Consider the following 26512-nt stretch of genomic DNA (forward strand, 5'->3'; position numbering starts at 1 on the left):
ATAGGCGCAACTCTTGGAGACGCTACGCGTAGCTTGCTTCCACGAAGTGGTACGCTTTCTTGCAGGGTAGATACGCAAAGGTTTTCTTAAGATAATTCGCTATCTCCCAAAATAATTAGGCGCATTTTCATAGAGAATTGGTATAACCGTTTTTTAGAAGGAGGGAATTATAGCAGGGCTTTCGATCGACCACAATGCAGATATATGTAGGTATTAATGCTTTTTTTGAGGCGAAACTTCTGTGGCTATCAGGTAATTTTGCTATAACTTTATTGTAAAACTCTCGAACAAGCTCCTTCCTGTCCAGAAGGATCGGGAAAAATTGCTAAGGTGTGATATTCAGGATTATCTGTTTTATATATCACTTTAAAAGTATACAACTTGTTTTTACCTTGCGCTTCGGTAACAACTGTTAAAAGTGTATTGCTAGCGGGAGGAAGTCCAGGTATGTCCAGTTTTTGAATTCGTCTGAGTTGAATTACATTTGCTGCGGAGTTTTTACAATCTCCTGAATTATTATTAGCTTCTTGACCGAACTGCATACATACTGGCCCATCAAAATCCATAGTTACCTGTGATGGGTCATTTAACCAAACTTTTTTAATTACTTCTCCAGCTGGAATAAAACTTAAATTTGTTCCTTGTTGATACCAGACATCAACCGTAGGTACAAGTCCCCCTAACCCTTGTGCTTGACAGGAAAAGATGGAACGCAGAACGGCGTTATTAGCTACAGCGCGACCTACCAACCAGAACATAGCAACCGAGAAAATTAAGGAAGCTATAGGTAGGAAATAAGAACGCTTTGGGTTATCTCCTGACAAATTAATATTCTTTTTCATGGTTGCAAATATCTAAAATTGCTATAAATATTACCTCTTAAAACTGAGTTGCTTGATTAACGTATATTTCAATATTTGTGCCTGCTGGCAAAAACCAAACACCACCTTGTTGAGACATTTGGGCGATCGCCTGTTGATTGCGTTGGGCAATTTGGGGTACTACAGAGTTCATACCACCTTCTAAAACCGCAGCTCCAAGGTTGCGTCTGTTCTTAGTGACCAAAATAGGATATGCACTGGTGACGTTACCGTTAGAAGAGCCATCAGGGTTGGTGGTGGGGTTAATTGTTGGATATTGGTATTCACTATCACTACGATTTACTAACTCTGCTGCTTTACCAATTCCTCCCAAAACGAATAGTCCTGCATCCATAGAGGCTATAGACGAACTTTGACCGGGATATTTATTTGCGATTAAAGGTTTACCTTGAGTACCGCGAAGAATAATTGCATTGTTGGGTAAGCTTTGTTCTGTACGATTGCCATTATTTTGCGAGATAACCTTGACTACGTTCATCTGCAAAAGACCTTGTTCGGAAAGCGAACCAATTTCAGCTAAAAATTCGGTGTTTGCGGGTAGAGCAACTGTACCATCAGTAGATTTTAGTGGTTCTTTCAATCGGATTACAAATACGTTTTTCGCTTCATCTGCATCACCACCACCGCCTGATTTATTAGTAGTTTCGCCAAAGATTGCTGTCGCTAACACAGCTTTAGCACTACTCCCAACTGCTACAGATTTCTCTCCCTGCGGTTGAGCTTGACTGACCGCAGAATTTTCCGCCGGTTGTGGGGTGTTTTGTTCGGGATTGGGATTTGTTGCCTCTTGCTGCGGCTGCGCATTGGTTGCAGGTTCCAAAGTAGCTATGTTACTAGTAGGTTGATTGCTAGGATTGACTTGACCGTAGCTACCTAACTTTGCTAACCTTGCCCACTCTGCAAATGGGCTTGGTGGAGATGGTGGAGTTATATTAACTACAGTTTGAGTATTTGGAGGTTGAGTATTTGGCGTCACAACTGGTAGCTGGGGCGATCGCGAAGGTTGAGAAGCAGGTACTCTAATGATGCGCTCAACTGTCACTGTCCGAGGTACGTAAGCTGTTGGTGGAGGTGTTGGGATCGCTTTTTGGCTAACTGAGGGTTGTCGTAAGGCTACTGTCGGCGTTGATTTGGCAATTCTCAGCTGTTGTTGGGCATCTTTCACCATCTGTGCTTGTTCAGTCAGGGCTAATTTCGTTTTGAGAGTATCTACTTGGGCTGCCATCTGTTGAGATATGGATTCATCAGTAGGCTGCTCTTGCACTGGTGGAGAAACAATAGTTTTTGGCTTTTGATTGTTGCCACTCATCAACTGAGACAAAAACACACCACCCACCAAAACGATCGCTAAGGTAGCAGCCCCTACCAAGCCTAACTTGGCAAAGGGATTAGATGAGAGTGCTTGCTTAGTCTGAACTTCTTGTGGAAGAGATAGAGGCTCTGGCGGCGTTGCAGAGTCTTCCGATCCTTGGATATCACTAGAAGAAGATTCTTCTTCAAAACCGACCAACCTTGACATCCGCGATTCCCAATCTACAGATTCTACTTCTGGTTGGCGATCGTCGGTAGTTAGAGTAAATCCATTTTGGGGAGGCGTTTCGGCAGGAATTGAGTATCGGGTCATGGTAGAGCCTTGTTTGGATTTCCAGAACAATTATTATCTTTAATTTCACATATATTATAAATTTCTAATCTGGCTTCTCCAAGGCGGTAAGCTGCAAACTCCGACGGTAGTGCTGCATTTGGTAGTGAAGTTACAGGTCGATCTATTGCTCTAACTAAAATTTGTTTATTAAAGGAAACTGATTTCCCTAATTTATCATAACTGTTAAAAATTAATTGATTGGCAAGTATCTCTACTTTCCAGTTTCCATTACTTATTTCTTGAGGTTGAGAAACTTTTTGGATTACTAAGACATTCTCCGCTCCTCGATTAACATTTTCAAATTGGCTATCTGGATTTAAATTAGTAATTTCTGACTTAAGTTTTTCTTTAAAATCATCAGCTACCAGTTGTGAGGTAATTTCCCAGACTTGTGTTGGCGGCTGTTGTTGTGACCAGGTAAGCATTAAACTCATAGTTTCACCCACAAAGCGCCGAATCGTCTCTGGTTGCCGCTCTAAATTGGCTTGGGGGTCTACCGTTATCGCATGACCATCAACAAGTTGCACTAAACTTTGAGGTGTGAGTTGTCGGCCTAACTGTTGTAACATAGACCAGTGAAATATTAGTAACAGCAAGGTAAATAGATGTAAACCAAAGGTTCCTACTGCCAACAACGGTAAAGGGCTATTTTTTTTATTATTTTCTGGTTTGAGTAATTGCATTAATAATCGTTCGTAGAATTATAATACTGAACTATTTTCACGTCAAAAATTGATTATCTGATAAAACTATCAGATGTTTGTCCAGTTCTGCATTGTTGTGATTGATTTCTGTTCGGGTTGTAATCATCTAGCAAACATAAATTCTGAATTTCATAAATTTCTAGTCTATCAGTGCGGACACTATAAATTGCTTTTTGCAAGTCGGTGCTATTGTCGGCTTGGGGATTAGCGAAATAATCTGATGCACGTACAAGGAAATCTTTATTAAAAGGAGTTATAAGTCTTGCACCACCAACTCGATTTTTTTGAACTAAGTCGGCTACCATACCCACTTGCCATTTTCCTGGTGCAATTTGTTTTGGCGGATAAATTCTCTTAATTACTAGTTGTGAAGTCATCGCTTGGTTAGGATTTTCTGAGAAAACTTCTGGCGGTGTCATTTCTGCAACTGTGCTTAAGAAACCTTTGCGAAAATCTTCTGATAAGGCAAAACTAGCTACCCAAGTGCTGGTAGTAATTTTTTGGCTACCACCTTGAGGTGTGTTAATCAGTATTCCTAAATCGGGTTTGGGGCTTGCGACTTCTTCAATATTTTGTGGTGGTAAGGTTCCAGACCAGCTAAACATTGATATCATCGTTTTGCTGATAAATTGGCGAATTGCTTCTGGTTCTCTTGCTAAATCATCAATATTAGCTACTGGTTTACCATTGATTAATTGCACAAAGTTAGGAGGTTTTCTCAAACTGAGTTGGCGAATATTTAGCCCTTGTAATAAGAATAAAAATAAAACTAATATATGTAAACTGAAGGTTGCGATCGCAAACAATGTCAAAACATTTGCTGTTTTTTGTCTTTTTTCCAGTAAACGCACCATTTCCTCACCTCCTACTGCAAAAACTTCAGCTATTATATATGATGTTTTGCATATACTTACTAGTTACAGGTGTTGTAACTAGTTTATTAATTTTGAACTTTGAATACTTCGGCTACGCTCAGTACAAGTTTTGAATTTTGAATTTCCTATATCCTCTCCTTTACTAAAGAAGCCGTACTGTTAATTGCGCTGAAGACTGCAAAACCACCAGCAGCAGCCACAATTAAAGATAAAATTGGTGCTAAAATTCCCAGAAAAATTATGAACCACATTAAATCGGGATCGACACTAGCATTTTGACCTGGGCCATTGACAATCACTGCGGCAGTTAGCACAGCAATAATATTGAAGGAAATTTTGGCGATTCCAATAGATAGAAATCCAGTCAGCCATGCAAAAATCGGTTTACCAGCTACAGGTAGCAAAGATCCGCCTACAGCTATTGGCCCTAAAGCTGCTATTAACAACATAGTAGCTTCTATTAAATTTTGGAAGGCATATTGTAAGGAAACTAAAAAGTTTTTAATGCTCGTTTGCACTGTAGAACCTAACAGAGAATTAAAAGAGGTTTCTGATACAATGCCAGTGCCATATCTGATATTATCTACCTTAGTTTGTAGTCTATTGATCCAGCTTTGATTTCCATAAGTATCTCTATATTTTTGCCAGAGAACGTTAACTTTTTCGGCAGCTTTCACAAAACATTGACTTTGTTGCTCACCAGTTAACGATTGACAAGGACGTAGTAAAGAACCAGCTACTTCTTCAGCAACACTCATATTCAGTGCTTGCTGATATATATTATTTGCATCTGCTGAAACCACTACTTGCTGATTCACACCGTTTAAAAAATTTCGCACTCCTAACGTCAAATTAGACAGTATACTTCCATTGCCTGAATTACTTAAGAGTACTACCACAATAAAAGGCCAAATTAAAGCTGATATGGGACGGGTATATTCGTAGGATATTAAGTCTTTGAGGAATTGTATCATAAAAAATAACAAGGTTCCTACAGCAAAAAAAATACCCAGATTTGTCAGCGCTCCATACAAGTTATTACTGGTGTTATTTTGTAATAAATCCAGCCATTGTTTGTCCCAACCATCGGCAATACTTTGGGAAGTTGCGGCACCACTATCGAGAATCTGATCGATACCTACTTGGGCAAAAAATAGTTTAATAGCAATTTGCATTTTTAGTTTATCGGCTGTTTTCTGAGATTTAGTAGGTACGTTAGGAAGGTAACGCATTCTACCAAACTTTTTTTAGATTTTCTGTTGGCTTGTCATAAGTTAAAGGATTTTAAAATTTCTCTGGAAAGTTAAAGTTTTTTTAGCTTCAAATCCTTATTATTAACGTTTCTGCCAAACAAATCTAGTTGAGAAGTCGCTCGTAAAAGTCGCGCTGCTTCTGTAGATGTTTCTACTCTTCGAGCGCGATTAGCTTCTTCCGCTTGCTGAGAAATATTTGCTAAATTTAAGTTGGAATATTGCAAAAACTGATTCGTTTGTAATGTCTGAGCAAATGTTTCAGCTACGATTTTTGCTTGTTCTTCTTGGATTTGAACAGTTTGCGATTGAATAGAACCTAGCAATTGTGCTAATCCGGGAATACCAGTAGTTGGAGCAACACCACTGAAAGAGGAGCCCATGTTACTAACGGCTTGTTGAATCTCACTCATCGATGTTTCAATTTTTTCCAGACTGTCCTGAGTACTTTCTAACTTCGTTTTTGTCCGAATTTGTCCATTTTTACCGAGAACACCTACCGCTACTCCACGGGTAATTATACGATTAAGTTCATTACTAACTAAATTTCCCCGTACTGCTGCATTATTCTCAAAGCGACTTGATTTAGCATCTGAATTATAAGAGTAGTTAATTGAATCATCACGAATTGTTTGTCCCGCAGCAACGGGGTTAGGTATCTTCAAATCTCCCTTGGCACTGTTAATAGCAGTTTGACTCTGGCTTTGTTCTAAAGGGTTTAAGGTATCCTTCAAATTATTATGTTGAAAGTAATCTTGCATATCTTGGGAATATGATTGAAAGTCAGTCAAAACCTGACCTAATCCGCCCGTCTGAACTTGTGCAATTGCTGGTAGTATTGCCAGGGATAGCAAGGTGAAAGTAAAAATGGTAGTTTTTTGCATATATCTGTACTTGAAAAAGGTAGACTACATTATATAGTGAGATAAAAATTTAGCTTTTGAACCGTGCTGATTTTGGATTTTGGATAATAGAATTAGTTTTTCGGTTCAACCTTCGACGCTATTCTAAAATCTAAAATTCCTAAGAGGTTGTTTGAAAAGTGGTTGGCTGTGATTTTAATCACCCCCCTTAATCCTCGCTTTCCAAGGGGGGAAACCGGAAATCTAGTTCCCTCCCCTTTCCAAGGGGAGGGTTAGGGTGGGGTAAAAAATATTTCATACATCAATCATGGCTTTTCAAACATCCTCTAAGCTATAACCAAAAAATGGGTGCAGTAAATCTAAAAGACGCTCGTAACTCGCTAACGTTACACTATCAGAAATCTAAAATCCAAACTTCTTTGATTGATTATTAACTACTTACATAAGCCAATTAACTACTACGCAGAGTAGCCACTAATTGACGTGCAAAAGCAGAAATTGCTTCATATTTATCACTATGAAGTTGCATCATTTGGCTACGTGCAGTTTGTTCATAAGGGTTATTAGCAACTGCTGCCAATTGTTCGTAACCTGGATAGTAACGACAGAATGTATAAATTCCGTTATCATCTAATAACCATTGGCTATAAACGCCTTCTTTGCGGGGAAAAAAGCTTTCTGAGGCATTACGAGAAATAACTTGGCGGGGATATTTCAAGATGTCTGCAAAACTATCTACTGCAACTGGCTGAATGCGTCCAATCAACCGTGTTGTCAGGTTTTGCAATATTTTCGATGCAGCTTTAGATTTAGCAATGGTGTCAGGATCTTGTCCTGATAAGATGACTCTGATGCCGGCTTTAGCGCCGTTCGCACAAATTCTACCAACTAAATCAGAAATTTGCTCGAACTCAAACAAAATTGGTGCTTCGTCGATAAAGAATATGGAAGCTGGACTACTTAATGCGCGTCGGAGTGCGGCGGAATAAGCACTTAAGGATAGTACGGCTGCATCTTCACTATCTGATAAGTTTCTAAGAGCAAAAACTAAAAGTTGTGCATCGGTAGGAAAGCTGGATGGTGCAGAAATGGCTTGTCCCACGCGGCTAGAAAGCCAAAAGCGTAAGCGTAACTGAATTTGACTCAGAGCATCTTCGACTCTCCCAGTTAAAGAACTTAGCTGCAAGTGTTCTGGCGAGCAGAAAAAGAGAAAATCTTTTAAAGTGGGGGTTTTTTGCCAAGCAAGAGTGCCAAATCCCCCCGCCATCGCCTGTTTATATCGCTCTTTGATGCCCTCATCTCTAAAGAAGGCTTCTAAAGCCAAGTTGAGTAGCGATCGCACGGTTTGCGATAAAATTTGACTTTCAGTGGACGATCCCAGAACCATTGTCATTAACGCTGATTCCAGGAAGGCGGTATAATCGTTAAAGCGATCGCGCTGTTGTTCTGCTTCTAGCGATCGCAAATCTGGCTGCTCAAATAAGTTATTTGATTGTTTGGAAATATCAAAATAGGCTCCATTCCTCTCCATAAACTCTGTGTAGTCAGTGAAAGTAGATGTCCCATCGGGTTTAGGGAAATCTAACGCCACAACTGGAATTCCATGTGCTAAAGCCTGAGTTAAAATCCCTGACACCAACACCGATTTACCAGCACGAGTTGTGGCAAACAAAGCTAAATTTTTGTGTTGATTAAATAAATCTAAATGTATAGGTGTTCCGCCTTCTTCAGCAATCAACTCAAAACCTTGTCTATCACCTTTTTTACTTAAAACTAGCGGCATTAATCCTGGAACTTCACTGGTTAAATATAGCTGGCGACGGTTGAAGGGTGTTGCTAATAAACCCTCCCAAACTATCGGTAGAGTTTGCAGCCAGATTTTCCAGGCATATTCAGTTTCCCTAATTACTCTGGCTGGACGTTGAAAACAGTTCTCAATATATCTTGTCGCCTCATCTAATTTTTCTAAAGTTGGACGATGTACTAAAATGGCAATACTCGTATAAATCGGGACTGCACCTTCAAATAACTGCTCTTGTGCTGCTACCGATTTCTTCAACTTTAATTGAGCATTGACATCAATAGTTTTACTTTTTTCTTGAGCCAGAATTGTTGTCATGTTTGACTGCTTCAGCACTCGTTGCAGAGTCGTTTTTACCAAAGCTGGATTGGCAGCAGTCAATTCACAAAATATTTCTGTATCTACTACTGTTTCTCTGGCCAACAGTTCCCATAAATAGCGCAGTTGAGCCGATTTATTAACCCAACCACCGGGTTTTTCCAGAAATGACAATGCGCCAATATAACGATTGTTAACATTAACCCAACGGCGATCGGCACAAGGTACACTAGATTCCATCAGCAAAGTTGTGCCGTGAATATTGTCTAGAAGTAATTTAGTACTAGCTAAATCGGAATTAACTTGTTCGTGTAATCCTTCTTCATCTAAAGTCATTAACTGGGGAATATCTATTGGCTGAGTATCATTAAACCTTTTCCAGATTTCCCCCCAAAGTTCATCAGCTGTCAAAGGTTTGACATCCAATCCCATTTTGTTAGATAAGATTTGTTCCCAACGGAGAAAACCCTGATTGTAAGCATTTGTAATCAAAGTTTCAATGCGTTGATTTTCTACTTCTAAAAGATCGCCTTTAAATTTCAACCACCATAATTCTGCTTTGACTAAAAGCTTTTCTATCCAATCATCTGCGTGTTGCGAGTTAGATTCAATGGTGTAAGTTACATAAATCCGTAAAAATTTAGGTTTACGAATTCCAGAAATAGTCAGTTCTTTAATTCTGGCTCTTTCCGCCATCAACAAATATTTAATGTCTCGCGATGATGCATTTCTGATTAATGTCGCTAACTCTTTTTGGCGCTCTTTATCTGAACTAAAAGAACCCAAGTGCAGCGTCATCCTTTCACCACTAGGAATGTCTTTTAATCCGGCTTCAATGTTATTAAAAAGTGTATCAATTTGTTCAGGTCTTAAGGTGGTATGAATTCCCTTACAATCAAAACCAAAAACAAAGCAGAACCGATCTTTTTGAGTACCTTTTGTCAACAGGTAAGCGCCAATATCACGTCCATTCATGGCGACACGCAGCATTGTTGCCAAGTGCAAGGCATCTTCAAATGGTGTTAATCTACTTTCATTTCCGGCGACGCTGACGCTTTGTTTTCCGATTTTTTGCTTCATGGTTAACTTCCAATAAGCTTTGATAACGAGCAAAGCCTCTTGTCCAAGTGGGAACTCCGATAAATTTACTTAAAAAACTCCAACTCCTACCACCAGTTAAGATCCACCAAGTTCCGATTCCCCAACCAGTCATTAGTACTGTCCACAACCATTTTTGAAATTCTTCTTGGAAAAACCCCCCGAAAATTCCATTGATAGTAAAATAGGAGGCTAAGGCGATTACCGTCCAAGGAAGAATTTGATCGGCAGGAATTGGCCCTAGTGAAGGTTGGCTTCCTAGAACCTGATTGACTGGACGAAATTCTTGTTCCTGCTCTTGAGGCATTTGAAATATCTGAATTATTTATTAGGACCAGTGCCAATTACAAAGCCTGTGAGTACATCAGCAATGGTAACAGCAACAACCACTAATAGGGGAGTTCTGGCAATGCTTTGCCAATCTTCATCTTTACGCACTGCGTTAATCACACCAACTAGGGAAATTGCAATATAGAGTAAGTAAATCGCCCGCAACACATTAAATATCAAACTTATTGCGAAGTTGGGATCGTTACCATTGGTTATTGAACCACGGAAGCTCTCTTTGAAAAAGGTTTCAGCTTTTCCAAAAAATTGAGCTTGTGCGGGGGCTGCAAACCAGTCTAACCAATATAAACTTAGAACGATCGCTGCTGCTAAAATTTGTAATAATATTAGCGATCGCCTTGGTAAATTCACTTGCTGACCAATTTGCTGGGTGATGAGAGCAATTAAACTTCCAACCAGTAAACAAAAGAGCAAGATAGGACTTTTGAGGCTGATAACGCTAACCAATACAGCACAAGCAATCAAAAAAGGTACAGATTCAAGCAGAATAGTCAGACAGGATTTAAATGCCCGTCTTAACTTGGGAGATTCTTTCGCCGCACTAACAGTTAAAGCTTTGAAAAAGTTTCTCTTGTGAGAACTTTGTCTAAACATTTGCTAATTTTCCTATGGTGTACTATGATTTATCCTTGTTTGTATCAAATTTTACAAATATTACAATTCAACATACTTTAACATCATTTCATTATTAATCAAATTATAAACCTGTAGTAAAGTTCTATATTCTACATCAGTATTCTGAAGTTAAGTTAACATGATATTAAGATTTATCTAAAACGAAATTTCTCCGATTTGAGAAGCTGGATTGCAAGTATCGAGATTAAACTGGTAGATTCCTCTCGACTTTGAGAATTTTTTCAATCTTCTCATACAGATAGCTTCGAGCGACCAACTTCCAAGCCTTGACTTTCTCCACCTCATAGGTATCTGAGCGAAGCGATATAAATGTTTCAGACTTGTATGTACACCATAGGCTTGCTCTTAGGGCAGACCAAGCGTAGCTTTGGTTCTTTAGGGTTCTTCGGAGCGAACATAATATGAAACAATATTGAGTCATCAAAATTAAAATATCTGTCTTGAAAAGTTTAGATCGATTGTAGAAAAATGGTAGAGGTAGACGTTCAAATCTACGTTTTACCATTTTCTACACGCCGATTAGATTTGAAACTAGATTACAAACTTAAACACAGTTCCTAGATTAGAACTACCGCCAAAAGAGGCAGTACCGTAAAAGGCACCATTTGAGAGTTGAATTAGCGTGGACTCTGGTGTTGCCCCATTAGTGCCATTGAAACTAATTAAGCCAGTGATGGTTGCTCCAGTCAGCTGATAAATAACTCCTTTGTTGCTTGCCCCACCAGCAGAAGCTGTGCCATAGAAGTTACCATTGCTTGCTTTTATGAGTGCAGCCGTTGGGTTGGCCCCATTGGTGCCATTAAAACTGGCAACTAAAACGGGTGTACCGCCACCGATGGGAACCTTGAATACAGCTCCTTTATTGCTGGCTCCACCCAGTTTAGAAGTCCCATAGAGGAATCCACTAACTTCAATTAATCCAGACTGCGGATTTGCTCCATTGGCGCCATTAAAGCTATATGAAGTAAGTATTCCTGCGGGAGTTAACTTGAATACAACTCCTTTAGCACTTGCTCCACCGGCAGAGGCGCTGCCATAGTAGTTTCCATCGGTAGCCAGTTGCAATCTTGCTAATGGAGTTGCTCCATCAGTACCGCTGAAGCTTCTGATGGTGGTGAGTGCCCCAGTAGTTGGCGAAACCTTGAATATAGTTCCTTTATTATTAGCCCCACCTGTAGAGCTTGTCCCCCACAAATTGCCATCAGCACCTGTAATCAGTCGGCCTGCTGGGTTAGCCCCATTAGTGCCTGTGAAATTTGTAAGAGTTGTCAGGGTTGTAAAAGCCGTTTTCGCCAACTTAAACACACTGCCGAGGTCACTTGTACCACCTGTAAAGGTTGCCCCATATAAATTGCCATCGGCTGCTTGGAATAATCTAGCAACTGGATTAGTCCCTTTGTTAATTCCAGAGGTCCCGGTGAAGTTGATTAGTGTAGTTAGAGTAGTGTAAGCAGTAGCAGTTAACTTGAATGCAGTTCCTTTGCCAGAAGTGCCACCAGCAGAAGTAGTTCCATAAAGATTGTCATCAGTACCGTTGCCTTTAAGCACACCAGCTCTTGGTGTAGCTCCGTTGGTGCCATTGAAATTTACAACAGTAGTCAATGTTGCAGCAAAGGCTTGTTGGAAGGGTAGTACTAATGAAGAAGCCAAAACAGTCAAAGAAGTAAAAATCAATACCTGATTTTTGGTCTGGTGTTGTTTGTACAGATTAATCTTGTTCATTGAATACCTCAAAAAAGTTTGGTAGAGACGGAATAGTAGCTAGTTCTAACGGATTTTGTGATGGCTGCTACTCATGACTAATACCAATTTGAAAAATGATTGCTATACATATAGGTTTGAAAACCACAGATTTAGAAGGATTTTCCGACTTTTCTGGTGGAGTTACAGCAGTAAGGGCGCAAGGCATTGCGCTCCTACCTTAAAGGGAAAAGCAAATGGCCTTTGAAGAACAAAATCCAAGGCCCCAACATCTGGTATGTATTGGTTTTTACTCTTTAACCTACGAGATATTGCTACGCATTAACCTATATGTTGAGCGCTTTTTTATCTAAGATTGGTATAGCTTGTTAGCTTAAACACTAGTAAAAAAATGCCTAAGATGTTGGTATAGCTTTATTGAAAAAAGACTCAGAAAGCCTGTTTTTCTACACCACAAAAACCGTACTAGAAGTGAGTCAATAACGTGAATGGCAGGCACGATTAATGATTCCGTTAGGTAGCATAAACCACTAATTATTTTTTTGGATGTCGTGAAAAACACAAAAATCGGTGAGAAATCCAGAATTTTGACAGAAATAGTCACAAACTCTAGATTGAAAATAAGTTTTAATAGTGTGTAGTTTGTCAAGTAATTAGTAAAGTCTATTAAATACTGATTAAAACCTCTAAAAAATCTTAATAAGCAAAACTACATATTAAGTAAAGACTATTGATTTTTCTCTGAATAAATAAATAAAATCGTCATCAAAACTATTATTTAAACATTATGCCCCAGGATTATATTTATAATCCTGGGGTTTTATTTAGGGGGTGATTTATGTAAATAATTCATTAATCTGCCCTGAATAATTACGAAATATAGGGCATTTACAACAGTACATAGCTAAATTTTTAGCAGTCGATCTAATTCAAGGAGAGATTGTAAATTGAGTACCATTGAAGTTTATAAGTTGATGGGTATAAATAAATATTCAGATAGTTTGCGATCGCGATCGCTTTTAGGTATTTACCGATGCTGTCAGGTGATGCGATCGCAGGGTTTGGCGTCAACTATGTTATGATTTTATTTGTTGAGAAATATTTTCGGTCATGTGACTGACTATATAGACTCCTGTTTGAATCTAAATCTCTACACCCTCTGATTCTGATGGTGTTTGATGTCACAAGTATTCCAAAATTTGAAATTTTAGTTAGTCGCAATGTATTGTAATATCTCGCGTGACACTAATACACTTAACTGTCAAAGAAAATGTGTTACTAAGAACGGACAAGTCTAGTGTGTCATACACGCAGACAACATACGGATACTACTGGAACTTATGCCCACGGATATAATTACTCGTCCTGAGTCCCTCACAGAAGATTGCTTTTTTACTTACGCCCTTGGGACTGATTTGCACGATCCTAATTCAACAGCCAAATATTTACGCCGAATCAGAAAAGAAGATAAACCATATATCGACATAGCTGTTTCTCCCAGACCTGGCTATCGGTTTGAGGTTTGTCTTATCCCTGTTGAAGGGTTCGCTCAAGAAAGAATATTGACAAAAGACGGGTTCGCCAAAGCTTTAGCAATTATTTGTGCTGTAGCTAATAAAGCTAGGAAACGATTCCCTTCAGGAAATGGACAAGAGATAGTCCGGTGTCAATTTAGTAACTTAGCTGATGCAGTCGCTGTAGCGAATAGACTGTCTGCATTACCCTCTGATATGTATGAAACTCTCGTCTAGGTACCAAATGCTTTGTAATATATATTGCATCCGTTGAAAGATTTATAATTAAAACTGACATCTGGACATTTTCATGGTAAGTAGCTAAATAGACTTGAGACAAAACTTCAATGGGTCATATTTTGTCTGTTGATAAAAGACTTGTCATACAAGACTTTTAAGCTTAATGTACAATTTTGACGTTTTTGTAAGCTAACCTGTAAATTCAAAGTGAGTTTTTTTTATGCCTATAAGTCCTCTGCGTGAAGAACCTCGTAACCAGCGAGCGCCTGTAATTCGTACAAGTAATGAATTTATTCTCTTGGAATGGCTGAAGTCAACTGGTCGTCTAATCGAACGCGAACATCAAGAATCTGAGTATCTAACTGAAGTAGAAGAAATTTCCGAAATGATAGACCTTGACGATATCCCTTACGATCATGACGATGATGATAGTGACATGGATTTAGAAGCCTAGTACCGCAAGGCGGAATTCAAAATGACGCTCGCAGACTCGCTAACGCTGCGCTAACAAAATTCAAAATTCAAAATGAATACAGCGTAAGCGTTCCATTGATTTGGAATGGTGAGGCAGTCCGGTCTTGGGGGTTCCCCCCATGAGGAACTGTCGAACCCGAAGGGATGTTTCATTTTCACCAAAAGGCTAAAATTCCTGACTTTTTAGAGAAGTCGGGAATTTTAGTATTAAAATGCGAGTGTGTTTAATTTTTGGATTTAAGTAAGAGATAAAATAATTGTCCATTGCTGACTGTAACACCAGCGCGATCGCCTGCGATTTTCCCAGTACCTAAAAAATAATCCACTCTACCTGCACCTTTAATTGCACCTCCGGTATCTTGATCGAGAACATAGCGGCTGATAATGCGCTCCTGCATTTTTCCGGTAGGATTAACAAAGGGAATGGAAGCGCGAATCAATGCTAAAGCCCCAGGAGGCATAAGAGATTTATCTGTAGCAATAGAACGCTCTGCTGTTAATGGTACGTTAATAGAACCTTGGGCTGGCTCACCGTGATTTTCTTGAAAAAAAACAAAGCTGCGATCGCGCGGAATATAAATATTTAATTCTTGGGGATGCTTTTGGAAATAATCGAGAATAATTGGCATCGTTACACCTTCTTGCGGTAACTTGCCATCATCTATTAATTCTCGCCCAATACTTTTGTAGTTATAAGCGGTGTTACCTGCATAGCCAATTGTGGTTTGAGTACCATCGGGAAGCTGAAGTTTCGCTGAACCTTGAATTTGAGCTAGATATGGTTCGAGGCGATCGCGAAACCAAAACAACTCTAATCCTCGCAATTTCCCTTTTGCACTTTGTAAACCATCAGCTCCTTCTAACTCCTCGCGTGTCGGATGAGGCTTAGTCCAAGAGTTGAAATCGGGAGGTAAGCGATAAACAGGATAGCGATATTCTGTTGTGGGGACGCGACTGGCTGCGTAAAGTGGCTCATAATAGGCGGTGAATAAAACGGAACCGTGATTATCTTTACCGACTGACTGGTAAAGAACAAATTCTCGCTCAATGGCTTGATGTAATTCTGTTGCAGAATTGGTTTTTAATAGGAGTTCGCGGAATCTTTGCAAGCTTTTGATGACGCGATCGCGCGTAATCCCAGCCACCGGATAGTTTTGATAAGCAGCCGCAGCATTAGCTGTTTGCAGATATTGGAGACTGCGAGCGATCGCACCGATCAGTGCCTTTTTCTCTAGTATTTTGCCATAAATTACTTCATCCAGACAAGAGGCATCACTTTGACAACAAGTAATTGGTAGTCTATGGATTAATGGTAATTTTTGTTTTTGCAAAAATGCATCTTGATTTTCAGCAGTCAAAAACACCGGTATATCCCACTTTTTCACCTGACATTCTGGCGCAATGAGTTCCTGATGCGTGAAAGATTGCATCCGCACCAGTAAAATCGACAAAATCACAGGTAGACTGATAGCGATAGTTTTGTTAAACTTTCCTAGCCTAGCAAATATCTTTTTCATCAAGATTCAAGATTTTTAAAATTTTCCCACCTCGCTCAAATTCCAAAATCAAACACCAAAAATTTTACCCAATGCCCAATGCCCAATGCCCAATGCCCTATTCCCTATTCCCTATTCCCTATTCATTCATATTACGGTAAGTCGCAACAGCAGAGGGCGATATCCGATTCAAATATCGGAAGATCCAATACTTAAAGATAGTATCTAAAATCACCGGAAATGTAGCGATAAATAAGAAGATAAAATCTCTATTTGCCGGTAATCCCCAATGGCGTGATACTCCTTCTAGCAAGACTTCCCAGCCATGAGGAGAGTGGAATCCGACAAAGATATCAGTAAATAAAATAATGATAAATGCCTTGGCGCTATCGCTAAGTCCATAGACAATGTTATCAAAGAAATCTTTTAGCACAGCAATAGAAGACTTACTGACTAGCAAAAGCCAGATCACAGCAACCACCGAGAACATATCTGCAAAAACATTTTTGATCGCACCAGAGCTTTCGTGACGAAATTCTTCAGCAAGCTCTTTCGCCTTTTTTTTCATTTCAGTCTCCATCTGCTCAGGTAACAGTGGAGGAGCTTTGACAATGAGATTTTCAAACTTGAGCTTTTCTTCAAATCTTTCTAATTCTAAAAGGGCTTCCTCTTCCATTTCCGAATTGAGAAATATCTGCATTTCCTCACTGCTTCTAAATCTCTCAATAATTGGCCCAACTACAAAAGCTTTTGCTATCTGATGCGTTAAAAGTGGTACAATAATTAATAGTAAAATAAACCTGATAGATATTATTGTTCTTTTTTGAGTTTGACGAAAACTCTGAATTACTTCTTGTTCCGAATTAGGGTCTAATTCAACTTGCAGACGACTGATAGTACTTAAAATAGAGCGAGGTAAAACACCTGTTGTATCGGTTTTGCTCTTGGCTTTTGGTTTATTGTTTAAATCTCGATTTGGTATTTTGGGTGGTAATGTTGGAGTGTTGACGAGCAGCGATTTGTCGTCAGATGTTACAGAGTTAACTGGTAAATTTGGAGGTTGTACTACTAAAGCGTTAGAAGTTGTTTTATCGGAACTTGTTGTGTATTTAGATGTCACTCCATCGATAAAGTTGAGCTTTTCCAAAACTAAAGAAGGACTTAGATACTCTATACCTGCTTTATCGGCAGCTTTTTGATTCTCTTCATTTAGAAACCAACGGCTTCCTCTAAACTCCGTCAGCCGCATCCTGGCAATTTTTAATAGCTTCTTGAGGTCTGACTCAAAATAATCCATCACACTGTTACTGTACATGGCCGAGTCAATGTCTATTTTATTACCATTGAAATGCTTATCTTCTATTTCCTGAATCTTTAATGCTGCATCGTAGGCTTCATGTAAAGAACGTTCAGGAGTCTGTAAGTACCATCGATAAGCAGCAAGCAAGAAAGAATAGATTTTTTGACTAAAAACAGAATTTTTCATTGCAGACAATCATTCAGCATTGTTTGATGACTATTAACCTTAAGTTAACGCACGAGGTATACTAACAAATCTACAAGGAGAAAGTTTGTGGTTTCTCATTCGGTTTGGATTGTTGGCACTAGCCGTAGTGGTAAGACGGCTCGCTTAGTAGAGCAATTTTGTAATTGGGTAGGATCAAAAAAACAATATACTGAATCATTTTATACAAAGAAAACAGGGCGTAAAAAAACTAGCGATGTACCTGAATTTTTATATCTTAAACAAACAGAGCCAGGAGTTTTAGTTTTAGCTGCCAATGATGATAATCGCCGAGAATTAGGAGATATAATTATCACATCTACATTAGGTAAATATCCGGTTCGTGCCAAGACGCCACTAGGTTTTTTTCAGGATGAAGTTATTTTATTTTGGCCGTTGCTGATTAACTCGTTGAACCTGAAAGCACAGTTTCCGGTAAGATTGCGACCGGAAACCGAACAAGAGTTAGCAACCAAACTTTGGCGTCCGCAATTAGACGAAGAAATTTTACGTATTGCGGGAGTGAATGAATCTCGCTTGGTGCGTCGCATCTTAGACTTATTACAATTAGCAGCTTACAGTGGTATACCTTGCGAAAATATTGCCCAGATTTTGTCCAAGGGTTTTGGGGAAAATAGCACAACTTTAGAGCCGGAATTTTTGGCATCTTTGCTGCTAGATTGGCGTAATTGGTGTTTAGATAGGGGGTTACTGACTTATGGGATTATTACCGAACTTTATAGTCAGCACTTATTAAGCGATCGCAACTACCAACAGCACCTAACTAAACGCTATCAGGCAGTACTGGCAGATGATGTAGATGACTATCCTAGCGTAGCGCGTCTTTTGTTTGAGTTGCTATTAGATCGAGGTGCAGTTGGCGCGTTTAGCTACAATCCTGATGGTGCGGTGCGATTGGGATTGGGAGCAGATCCCAACTATTTAGAAGGGTTAGCAGAGCGTTGTCGGGTAGAAATCTTGAACGGGCCGCCTCCAGAGTCTCTGAGCGAGCAACTGACTAAACAGATGGTGGAATTAGTCACAGAACCAATGGTAATGTTGAGTTTACCAAAAACAGTGTATTCAATTCAAACCACCTCCCGCGCCCAATTATTGCGGCAAACAGCAGAGGAAATTGCTAATGCCATCCAATCGCAGCAAGTGCAACCGGAAGAAGTGGCAATTATTGCACCAGGTTTAGATGCGATCGCTCGTTATACTCTAGTAGAAATCCTCGTCAAGCAAAATATCCCAGTAGAATCGCTCAATGACCAACGTCCCTTAATTAGTTCGCCCGTGATTCGCGCCTTACTCACCATGCTGGCACTAGTTTATCCCGGCTTGGGACGCCTGGTAGACCGGGATGCGGTGGCGGAAATGCTGGTTGTATTGAGTAGGAAACAACAACCACTAGAAAACTCTACAGACGCGATGAATCGGGTATCTACAACAGACGCGATTCATCGCGTCTCTACAAATATTGACCCGGTACGTGCTGGTTTGATTGCAGATTACTGCTTTGTACCCCATCCCGATCGCCCCAACTTGCTACCAGTGTCAGCTTTTGAGCGTTGGGATCGAATTGGCTATGCAGCGACTACAGCCTATAGTGAGATATTACAGTGGTTAGAACAGCAGCGATCGCAACAAGAATTGCGGCTAATTCCTAGTCCTATTTCTCTGTTAGACAGAGCAATTCAACGTTTTTTATGGAATGGTAGCAATCTCCCCTACGAACAACTAGCAGCATTGCGGGAATTATTAGAAACTGCCCAACACTATTGGGAAATTGACACCAGATTACGACAAATTACCCCAGCTGAGACAACAGCTCAGACAACTATTATTGAATTCATTCAACTACTGCGGCGTGGTACGATTACCGCCAACGCTTACCCTGTACGTCCCATTGGTGGAGCGAGAAAGGCTGTCACCTTAGCTACTATATTTCAATATCGATCTAGTAGGCGATCGCACCAGTGGCATTTTTGGCTGGATGCTGGTTCACCTCTGTGGGCGAAAGGTGGCGCGGCTACTTTATTTGGTGCGCCGTTTTTTCTGCGAGACAGATTAGGCGAACCTTGGACAGCAGAAGATGAAAAATTAGCAGAAGAACAACGATTGCAAAGGATTTTGACAGATTTGCTTTCTCGTGTATCCGAAAGAGTTTATTTGTGTCACAGCGATTTAGCCGTGAATGGACAAGAGCAAATAGGGCCGTTGTTACCTTTAGTCAATGCCTGTGTAACGGTTATTTCTGAGGCTACTGTTAATTGAGTGTTTTTGTAGCGGTTCTCGACAAGCGTGAAGTACAATTTTGACCTCTCTCCAATTAGGAGAGAGGCTTTGAATCTTTTACTAAATCAACCTAGCACTTACTGAAATATCCGAGTAAATTAAAAATGATATTGCTGAAATAGGAAAACAGGATTGTTAAGTTAATGTCATTCGATTCGCTTAAGCAAGAAGCAAAAAGTCATAATACTTCACCACAAAGATTACGAGAATTAGCTGCAATTAATGATGAGTTAACGAGATTAGTTGCTGTAAATCCTCTCGCCGATAGTAGTTTATTAGCAGAACTTGCGATCCAAGCCAGAACTAACAAAGATTTGGAAATGCAAAGAGCGATCGCAAGCAATCCCAATACACCAAGACAATGGTTAATCGGACTAGCGCATCTATTTCCTGAAGAATTCTTTAGCAATCCGGCTTATGATTTATCAATTATGCAAAATATCAACAGCAATCCGGCTTATGATTTATCAACTCTGCAAATTGTCAACTTTAACTTACTATTAAAGTCTCACTTACTATTAAAGCTTGTTTGTGCATCTAATGTACCAACATCTTTTCTAGAATTTGCTGCTGGCATTTGTGAGACTAATATTAAGCGTATTCGCAATAATGAATATTTTGGACACTTCTCCCTAGAGCAGCAATATGGCATTAAATATCTTCGGATGAATATAGGGTATTTGACTATGTTCTCTTTTGAAGATTTTTGGGAATGGAGAGAGATTTTAATTCTTATAGCTAGTCATCATAATACTTCTAGAAAAAAATTATTGGAGTTATTAACATCTGGGGAGGATATTGTTGCAGAAGTTGCTCAGTTACGTCTTAATTGTCCCAATGATGATATTACTTTCTGGGATAAGGTGGCTTTAAACAAGAAACCAAATCTCATTCTTTTTATTCCACGTAGGCTGATGTTTAAACTGGCTCAATTGCCAGAAATATCCACAAGTTTTCTACAAGCAGCATCTCAGCTTGAGGCATTTCCAGGAATTCTCAATATTATTGCAAATCATCCAAAAACACCCAAAAAAGTACTCGATAAACTAGCGAAAAATAGCCTTGCTTTTATTACTGAAGCAGCAAAGCTACATATTAATTATGCTGGAGAGTTGGAAACTGGATGGCGCGATCTAGCGGAAAGCAAAATTGATAGAGCGCAACTGCCTATTTTAAATAATGATGAAGAAGGAATTGAACTGCGATTGTGGTACGCAGGAGCAATTGATGAAAGCACTTTACCTTATTTAAATCAAATCTCAGTACACGAATATACAAGTACTTTATTAAAGATTCTTTCTTCTAATGACACACCTCGTTCGATTTTAGATAATCTGGAAAACCACCCTAGAGTTTCTCAATTAATCGCTGAATGTATTACTTATTTAAAACAGCGAGAATCAATAGCTTTCGATTTACTTCCGAGAATACTGCCAATAGGGCATACTAAACTACCAAATCATTCTACCAATCAAACCAACCCTGTAATTACCGATTTAGACACTTTGTTTACGAAGTTAAAAGATAGATATTGGAGCAAAAAAGTAAGAAACATCCCCATCCCCATAAATAACCCAACAATTAATCTATATTTACTTGCGTTGATACAAAAAAATATGGGTTCGAGAAGGAGAAGATCCTACCGAGAAAATATGCTTAAGGATTTTGACAGAGGTAGATATAAAGACCATAGTCCAATATTTATTAGATTTTCTAATTTAGAATACTATGGCGTAATTCTAGCAAGCGCTCCTAACACTTCACCGCAAATCCTATCAAAATTAGTGGAGCATCCAATCCAGGGAGTGAGAGTTTTGGTAGCTAGTCATCACAATATTACTCAAAACTCTTTAGATAAGTTAATTGACGATCGCAGTCCCGAAGTTAGAGCAGCTGCTTTGGCGAATCCCAAACTTGATTCGATGCTTAGAGAACAATTAGCAAGCTTGGAAAATCCAAATTTATCTCTCTTAGATTTACGAGAACTAGCAAATAGTGAGTATACTGCTGTCAGAGCGAAAGTTGTTCGACATCCTAACGTTGATGGTTCAATTCTGGCAAAACTAGCTGACGATAAGTTAATTGTCAAATTAGCTGTAGCTAAACATCCGAAAACACCAGCCGAGATTCTAACTAGATTTATAGAGCATCCAGATCGAAGATTAACTTTAGCAGTCGCTCAAAACCCTGGTGCGCCGAAAGATTTACTAATTCAGTTAGCTACTCAACCCGGAGGACGTGGGGGATTTCACTTTAATCCACTCAATTTAGCTGCTGTTAAAAGTTTACTGACTCAAGAACCAGAAGCGGCGATTCCTTTCTTGGATCGATGTCTAAAATTTCCCGATCGCCCATCATTTTCTCGCTTTTTGGTGCTGATGAATCCTCATATACCGAGTTCATTTCTGGCAAGATACTATAAATCTTGGTTTTGGCCAGAAAGATATGCGATCGCTCAAAACCCGAATACTCACCGCGACATTTGCCAACAACTAACGCAAGACCCCAATAGCATTGTTCGTGCTGCTGCACGGGATAATTTAAAGTAGTATTATCTTTTTGGCCTGTTGATATTGATTGCAACTCCAGTTGTGAGGGTAGCCTGTTCGCTATTAGCTTATGTACAACAACGAGATTTTACTTATATTATTGTAACTTTGCTTGTACTATTTGGATTGTTATACAGTCTAATTGGTGGATATTTATAAATCAATACAGTTATCAGTTAGCGCCAAAAACTTTCAAATTCAGGTTGCTAGACCTTTACTATCGTCAAAATAGCCTTTATTAATACTTCTAGCTCAATTGGTTTAGAAATATGTTGTTGAAATCCGGCGGCTAGTGCTTGTTGTCGATCGATTTCTCCGGCATAAGCAGTCAGGGCGATCGCGGGAATTTCCCCGCCTTGTTCGGGTGGCTGCTTTCTAATTTGACGAATAAGGGTGTAGCCATCCATATCGGGCATACCAATATCACTAATTAATAAATCAAATTTTGCTTGCATCAAATTGTTTAAAGCATCATGTGCTGAGTCCGCTTCAGTCACTTGTGCCCCGTACTGTTCTAGCACGAAGGCGATAAACTCCCTTGAATCTCTGTCGTCGTCTACAAGCAGCGTTTGCAATCCATTGAGATTAAAATCTGAGCGATCGCGATCGGCAGTATTAACTTGATTCAATTTTGAAGCAGCGATTAGTGGCAGTTTAACTTTAAATACTGCTCCTTGCCCTTCTCCAGGACTGGCTGCTTGAACGGTTCCGCCGTGCAATTCAACCAAATTACGGACGATCGCTAACCCTAACCCCAACCCGCCAAATTTTCGCGTCGTTGTCCCATCGGCTTGGCGGAAGTAGTCAAAGACGTAGGGTAAAAAGTCACCGGAGATGCCCCTACCAGTGTCGCTGACAGTAATTTGAGTGTATTTTGCAGTATTTACTTCATCCTCGATTGTTTCTAACCGCACCTCTACTCGACCACCCTCTGAGGTAAATTTAATCGCGTTAGAAAGTAGATTCCAAACAATTTGTTGCAAGCGACCAGAATCACCCAACACTTGTCCAACGTTCGGTTCAAATATTGTTTGAATCTGAATAGATTTAGCTTCAGCAGCAAGGCGCACGGTTTCAAGGGCAGCTTTGATAGTAAAAGTCAGACCGACTGGAACTGTGTTTAAAGCCAACTTACCTTGGAGAATACGCGACACATCGAGCAAATCTTCGATTAATTGTGCTTGCAGTTTCGCATTGCGCTCGATCGTTTCTAGGGCGTACTGAGTTTTGGCTGCATCGTGGTGACTCTTTTGCAGAATTCTGGCCCAACCCAGAATTGGATTCAAGGGCGATCGCAATTCATGAGACAGCACTGCCAAAAACTCATCTTTGATGCGGTTGGCTTGTTGCGCTTGTTCGGTCTGTTGCTGCAAAGAAATCATTAGTTGATTGAGGCGATCGTTTTGCTCTTGCAGCAAGGCTTCTGCTCGCTTACGTTCAGTGATATCGGACAGAATGAAAACAGCGCCGGTGAGAGTCCCATGTTCATCAAGTACCGGGTCGATGGTTTTGGCAAACCACTGTTCTTTCGACTGAAATTCGAGAACTTGCCGTTGGTGAGTTTCTTTCGCACGCCGAAAACAAGCGCCATCGCCGATTCCCAATTCTGCGCTCATCAACTCATGGTGGGCATAACCTAAAATTTCGTGGTAGGGCTTGCCAAAAAGCTGCATCATCGCTCGATTACAACGCAGAATTATACCTTCTCGGTCTACCAGAGATACGCCGTCCTTCATGGAGTCAAAAGTGGTTTGCCACTCCCGCGCTGAGGACAAAGCAGCTTCCTCCGCCCGACGAATTCGCAGCAGCGATCGCAAAGTGGCAAGCAGTTCAATTGGTTCAACAGGTTGCACCAGATAAGCATCGGCACCGCTATCCAAGCCTTCTGCTTTATCTTGGCTTTGGATAAAACTTGCAGAAAGGTGTAGCACAGGGATAAAAGCTGTTTCCGGGTTTGCCTTAATTTGGCGACAGACTTCAAAACCGCTGATATCTGGTAATTGGACATCTAAAATTATTAAGTCAGGCTGAAAGTTAGCAACAGCTTCTAATCCGGTCGTTCCAGTTGCCGCTTCCACCACACTAAAGCCTGCATTTTGCAAGATACGGGTAACAACGTAACGATTGGCTTCGTTATCATCAACATGCAGGATCGTAACTCGTGGCTCAGACATGACTTTTCCCTTCTAGAACAAGTCCGGCTTTGACGAGCGCATCTTGAAGTTGAGCTATCGCCGTGGTTTGAGAGCCTGTTTCTTTGGAAACAATAGCTATGCTTTGCGCCGCTAATCGGCTCTGCGCTTCTGCATCCAGTTGGGCAGATGAGTGAATAATCACAGGAATCGACTGAGTGATGGAATTGTTCTTAAGTTGCGTGAGTACATCAAACCCGCCGAGTTCTGGCATTTCCAAGTCCAGTACGATGGCGTTTGGCTGCTCTTGTTGTGCCAAATTTAATCCTTCTTTTCCATTCCCGGCTTCTAAAATACTCAATGGTGTATTTATTAACAACTGTTTTACCAGATATCGATAGGCGGGGTCATCATCAATTAACAAGATTTTTTGAGGCTTGTTTTCAGTAATTAGCCTATTAAGTTTGTTCAACAGCGGCAATCTGTCTACCGGCTTAATTAGAAAACCGTCTGCTCCTAGCGCCAGAGCTTGTTTTTCGTTATCAATGATGGTAATAACAAGTACGGGGATAGCGCGAGTTGTTTCATCCCCTTTGATTTCTCGCAAGAACGTCCAGCCGTTTTGCCCCTCCAGGAGAATATCTAGCATAATCGCCGCCGGTCGAAATTGTTGTAAGGCAAGCCTTGCCTGAGCTAAGGTGCGGGTAGCGATCAATTGATAGATTGAATTTTGAAGGTGCTTTTCGTAAATAAATAGAGTTTCTGGATGATCTTCAACCACCAGAATCGGCAGGCGAGTTGGTTCAACTGATGTGATTGGTTGCAGTCCGGCGGTCAATTCGGTGGCATCTGGGTAGACGATGGGAATCAATGCTGTAAAGGTAGAGCCTTTACCTGGCTGACTTTTCACCGAAATGCTGCCACCAATTAGCTCCGCTAGCTTGCGCGATAACGGCAATCCTAAACCGGTTCCCTTCACCTGCTTTTGCAGAGCAGATTCAATTTGCATAAAATCCTCAAAAATCCGATCGCGATCGCCGGGAGCAATGCCGATGCCCGTATCAGATACGGAGAAGCTGACGGTGTGACCCGTTTGTACAGCGCTGACGCGCACCTCTCCCCGCTCGGTAAATTTGAGCGCATTCGAGACAAAGTTTCTCAGAATTTGAGCGACTTTCCCCTCATCGGTATAGAGCGGCAAAATACCTTCAGGTTCCTCGACAATCAACGCCACAGAGGAGCCTTGAACCAATAATGGGCGCAACATCCCCCGCAGCGTGGCAAACAAGTCACTAACTTCAAAGGAACTGGGATGCACTTCAATTTTTCCAGCTTCCACCTTTGCCAAATCCAGCAAGTCGTTAACCAGTTCTGATAATCCGCTTGCTGCCTTTTGGATGAATGTCACCTGCTTTTCTTGCTCGCTGGTCAAATCGCCATCCATCCGGGCTAGCAGCATCCGAGAGAGGGAGAGAATCGAGTTGAGCGGCGTGCGAAACTCGTGGCTCATGTTCGAGAGAAAGCGGGTTTTTAGCTCGTTTACCTGTTGCAGAGAGCTGGCTTTTTCATCTAGTTCTGCATAGAGGGCAACCACACCGCGATTAGTATCTTCCAATTCCTGATTCAGTTGGCTTAGTTCTTCTTCGCGCTTGCGTAGCTCTGCCATTGCCCGGATTAATTCCTGGTTTTGCTGCTGAATTTCTTGATAGGGATTTTCGGGCGATCGCCCAATTACAATTTCTCGAATCTGCTGCAATTGGGAATCGGTGAAAGTAGGTGTGCGCTTCGATAACCTTTTGCCGATTGTTACCGTTGTTCCCTGTCCCGGCAGCGATTCAATCTCAAATAAATCCATCAATCTGCGCGTACCCACGATACCTAGCCCCATTCCCGTATCAGAGGTGTAGCGTCCGGCCAAAACGTCTGCTAAATCAGGAATGCCTCCACCCCGATCTTGAATTTGAATCAGAAACGCTTGCGGCTCTCCCGCCACAGAAAATTCAACTGTTCCGTCTTGGGCATATTGAAAGGCGTTGCGGGCAATTTCGGAAACTGCCGTCGCCAACCGCGCCCGATCTTGAACATCAAAGCCCAACTGTTCGGCAATCTCACGAGTTCGTTGCCGAGCTTGCACAACATCTTGTTCGTACTGGATGGCGATCGTAAAAACAATTGTCAAGTCGCT

The 26512-nt window shown here is 40.6% G+C and carries 20 protein-coding genes; 6 read left to right on the top strand and 14 right to left on the bottom strand.

Annotated features, from left to right (window positions below; genetic code table 11):
- Positions 1-269: 269 nt before the first annotated feature.
- From RM368_RS15745 to RM368_RS15790, 10 genes are all read right to left on the bottom strand, one after another.
- A complete protein-coding gene (locus RM368_RS15745; protein ID WP_322694917.1) occupies positions 270-842 on the bottom strand; it encodes a hypothetical protein in 573 nt (190 codons plus the stop codon).
- A gap of 37 nt (positions 843-879) precedes the next feature.
- The gene (locus RM368_RS15750; RefSeq protein WP_322694918.1) at positions 880-2505 is read right to left on the bottom strand and encodes a TrbI/VirB10 family protein; all 1626 of its coding nucleotides are present in this window, start codon (positions 2503-2505) and stop codon (positions 880-882) included.
- On the bottom strand, positions 2502-3209 hold the full coding sequence (locus tag RM368_RS15755) for a hypothetical protein (protein WP_322694919.1): 708 nt from the start codon (positions 3207-3209) through the stop codon (positions 2502-2504). Before RM368_RS15755 ends, RM368_RS15750 begins: the two co-directional genes overlap by 4 nt.
- A 53-nt stretch (positions 3210-3262) precedes the next feature.
- Positions 3263-4084: a hypothetical protein gene (locus tag RM368_RS15760; RefSeq protein ID WP_322694920.1), complete on the bottom strand. Its 822-nt coding sequence runs from the start codon at positions 4082-4084 to the stop codon at positions 3263-3265.
- A gap of 146 nt (positions 4085-4230) precedes the next feature.
- Entirely contained in the window at positions 4231-5280 is a 1050-nt protein-coding gene (locus RM368_RS15765; protein ID WP_322694977.1) for a hypothetical protein, read from the bottom strand.
- A 128-nt stretch (positions 5281-5408) separates the two neighbouring features.
- A complete protein-coding gene (locus tag RM368_RS15770) occupies positions 5409-6239 on the bottom strand; it encodes a hypothetical protein (RefSeq protein WP_322694921.1) in 831 nt (276 codons plus the stop codon).
- 430 nt (positions 6240-6669) lie between these two features.
- Positions 6670-9417, bottom strand: coding sequence for a hypothetical protein (locus RM368_RS15775; protein ID WP_322694922.1), 2748 nt, complete (start codon positions 9415-9417; stop codon positions 6670-6672).
- The gene (locus tag RM368_RS15780) at positions 9371-9742 is read right to left on the bottom strand and encodes a hypothetical protein (protein WP_322671318.1); all 372 of its coding nucleotides are present in this window, start codon (positions 9740-9742) and stop codon (positions 9371-9373) included. Before RM368_RS15780 ends, RM368_RS15775 begins: the two co-directional genes overlap by 47 nt.
- A gap of 14 nt (positions 9743-9756) precedes the next feature.
- Positions 9757-10377 carry a hypothetical protein gene (locus RM368_RS15785; protein ID WP_322694923.1) on the bottom strand — a complete coding sequence of 207 codons (621 nt, stop codon included), beginning with the start codon at positions 10375-10377 and terminating at the stop codon, positions 9757-9759.
- Positions 10378-10950: 573 nt separating this feature from the next.
- Entirely contained in the window at positions 10951-12141 is a 1191-nt protein-coding gene (locus RM368_RS15790) for a choice-of-anchor tandem repeat GloVer-containing protein (protein WP_322694924.1), read from the bottom strand.
- A 926-nt stretch (positions 12142-13067) separates the two neighbouring features.
- On the opposite strand from RM368_RS15790, the gene RM368_RS15795 reads away from it, so the two are divergent.
- The 3 genes from RM368_RS15795 to RM368_RS15805 all read left to right on the top strand — a co-directional run bounded on the left by RM368_RS15795 (position 13068) and on the right by RM368_RS15805 (position 14328).
- On the top strand, positions 13068-13202 hold the full coding sequence (locus RM368_RS15795) for a hypothetical protein (protein WP_322694925.1): 135 nt from the start codon (positions 13068-13070) through the stop codon (positions 13200-13202).
- 258 nt (positions 13203-13460) lie between these two features.
- On the top strand, positions 13461-13871 hold the full coding sequence (locus tag RM368_RS15800; RefSeq protein WP_322694926.1) for a hypothetical protein: 411 nt from the start codon (positions 13461-13463) through the stop codon (positions 13869-13871).
- A gap of 223 nt (positions 13872-14094) precedes the next feature.
- Positions 14095-14328 carry a DUF3134 domain-containing protein gene (locus RM368_RS15805; RefSeq protein ID WP_322671323.1) on the top strand — a complete coding sequence of 78 codons (234 nt, stop codon included), beginning with the start codon at positions 14095-14097 and terminating at the stop codon, positions 14326-14328.
- 244 nt (positions 14329-14572) lie between these two features.
- Here RM368_RS15805 and RM368_RS15810 read toward each other — a convergent pair whose 3' ends face one another.
- A complete protein-coding gene (locus tag RM368_RS15810) occupies positions 14573-15865 on the bottom strand; it encodes a murein transglycosylase A (RefSeq protein WP_322694927.1) in 1293 nt (430 codons plus the stop codon).
- 118 nt (positions 15866-15983) lie between these two features.
- A complete protein-coding gene (locus RM368_RS15815; protein ID WP_322694928.1) occupies positions 15984-17339 on the bottom strand; it encodes a proton extrusion protein PcxA in 1356 nt (451 codons plus the stop codon).
- 78 nt (positions 17340-17417) lie between these two features.
- Between RM368_RS15815 and RM368_RS15820 the strand changes: the two genes are divergently transcribed.
- From RM368_RS15820 to RM368_RS15830, 3 genes are all read left to right on the top strand, one after another.
- Positions 17418-19625: a recombinase family protein gene (locus RM368_RS15820; protein ID WP_322694929.1), complete on the top strand. Its 2208-nt coding sequence runs from the start codon at positions 17418-17420 to the stop codon at positions 19623-19625.
- Between the two features lie 164 nt (positions 19626-19789).
- Complete coding sequence (locus RM368_RS15825) at positions 19790-22195, top strand: hypothetical protein (protein WP_322694930.1); 2406 nt, start codon at positions 19790-19792, stop codon at positions 22193-22195.
- 18 nt (positions 22196-22213) lie between these two features.
- Entirely contained in the window at positions 22214-22354 is a 141-nt protein-coding gene (locus RM368_RS15830) for a DUF1634 domain-containing protein (protein ID WP_322694931.1), read from the top strand.
- Between the two features lie 47 nt (positions 22355-22401).
- On the opposite strand, the gene RM368_RS15835 is transcribed toward RM368_RS15830, so the two are convergent.
- Both RM368_RS15835 and RM368_RS15840 read right to left on the bottom strand, forming a co-directional pair.
- Positions 22402-24369, bottom strand: coding sequence for a response regulator (locus RM368_RS15835; RefSeq protein WP_322694932.1), 1968 nt, complete (start codon positions 24367-24369; stop codon positions 22402-22404).
- A complete protein-coding gene (locus RM368_RS15840; protein WP_322694933.1) occupies positions 24362-26506 on the bottom strand; it encodes an ATP-binding protein in 2145 nt (714 codons plus the stop codon). Before RM368_RS15840 ends, RM368_RS15835 begins: the two co-directional genes overlap by 8 nt.
- Positions 26507-26512: the final 6 nt, after the last annotated feature.

Source organism: Nostoc sp. DedSLP03, from assembly GCF_034530815.1.
Taxonomy (GTDB): Bacteria; Cyanobacteriota; Cyanobacteriia; order Cyanobacteriales; family Nostocaceae; genus Nostoc.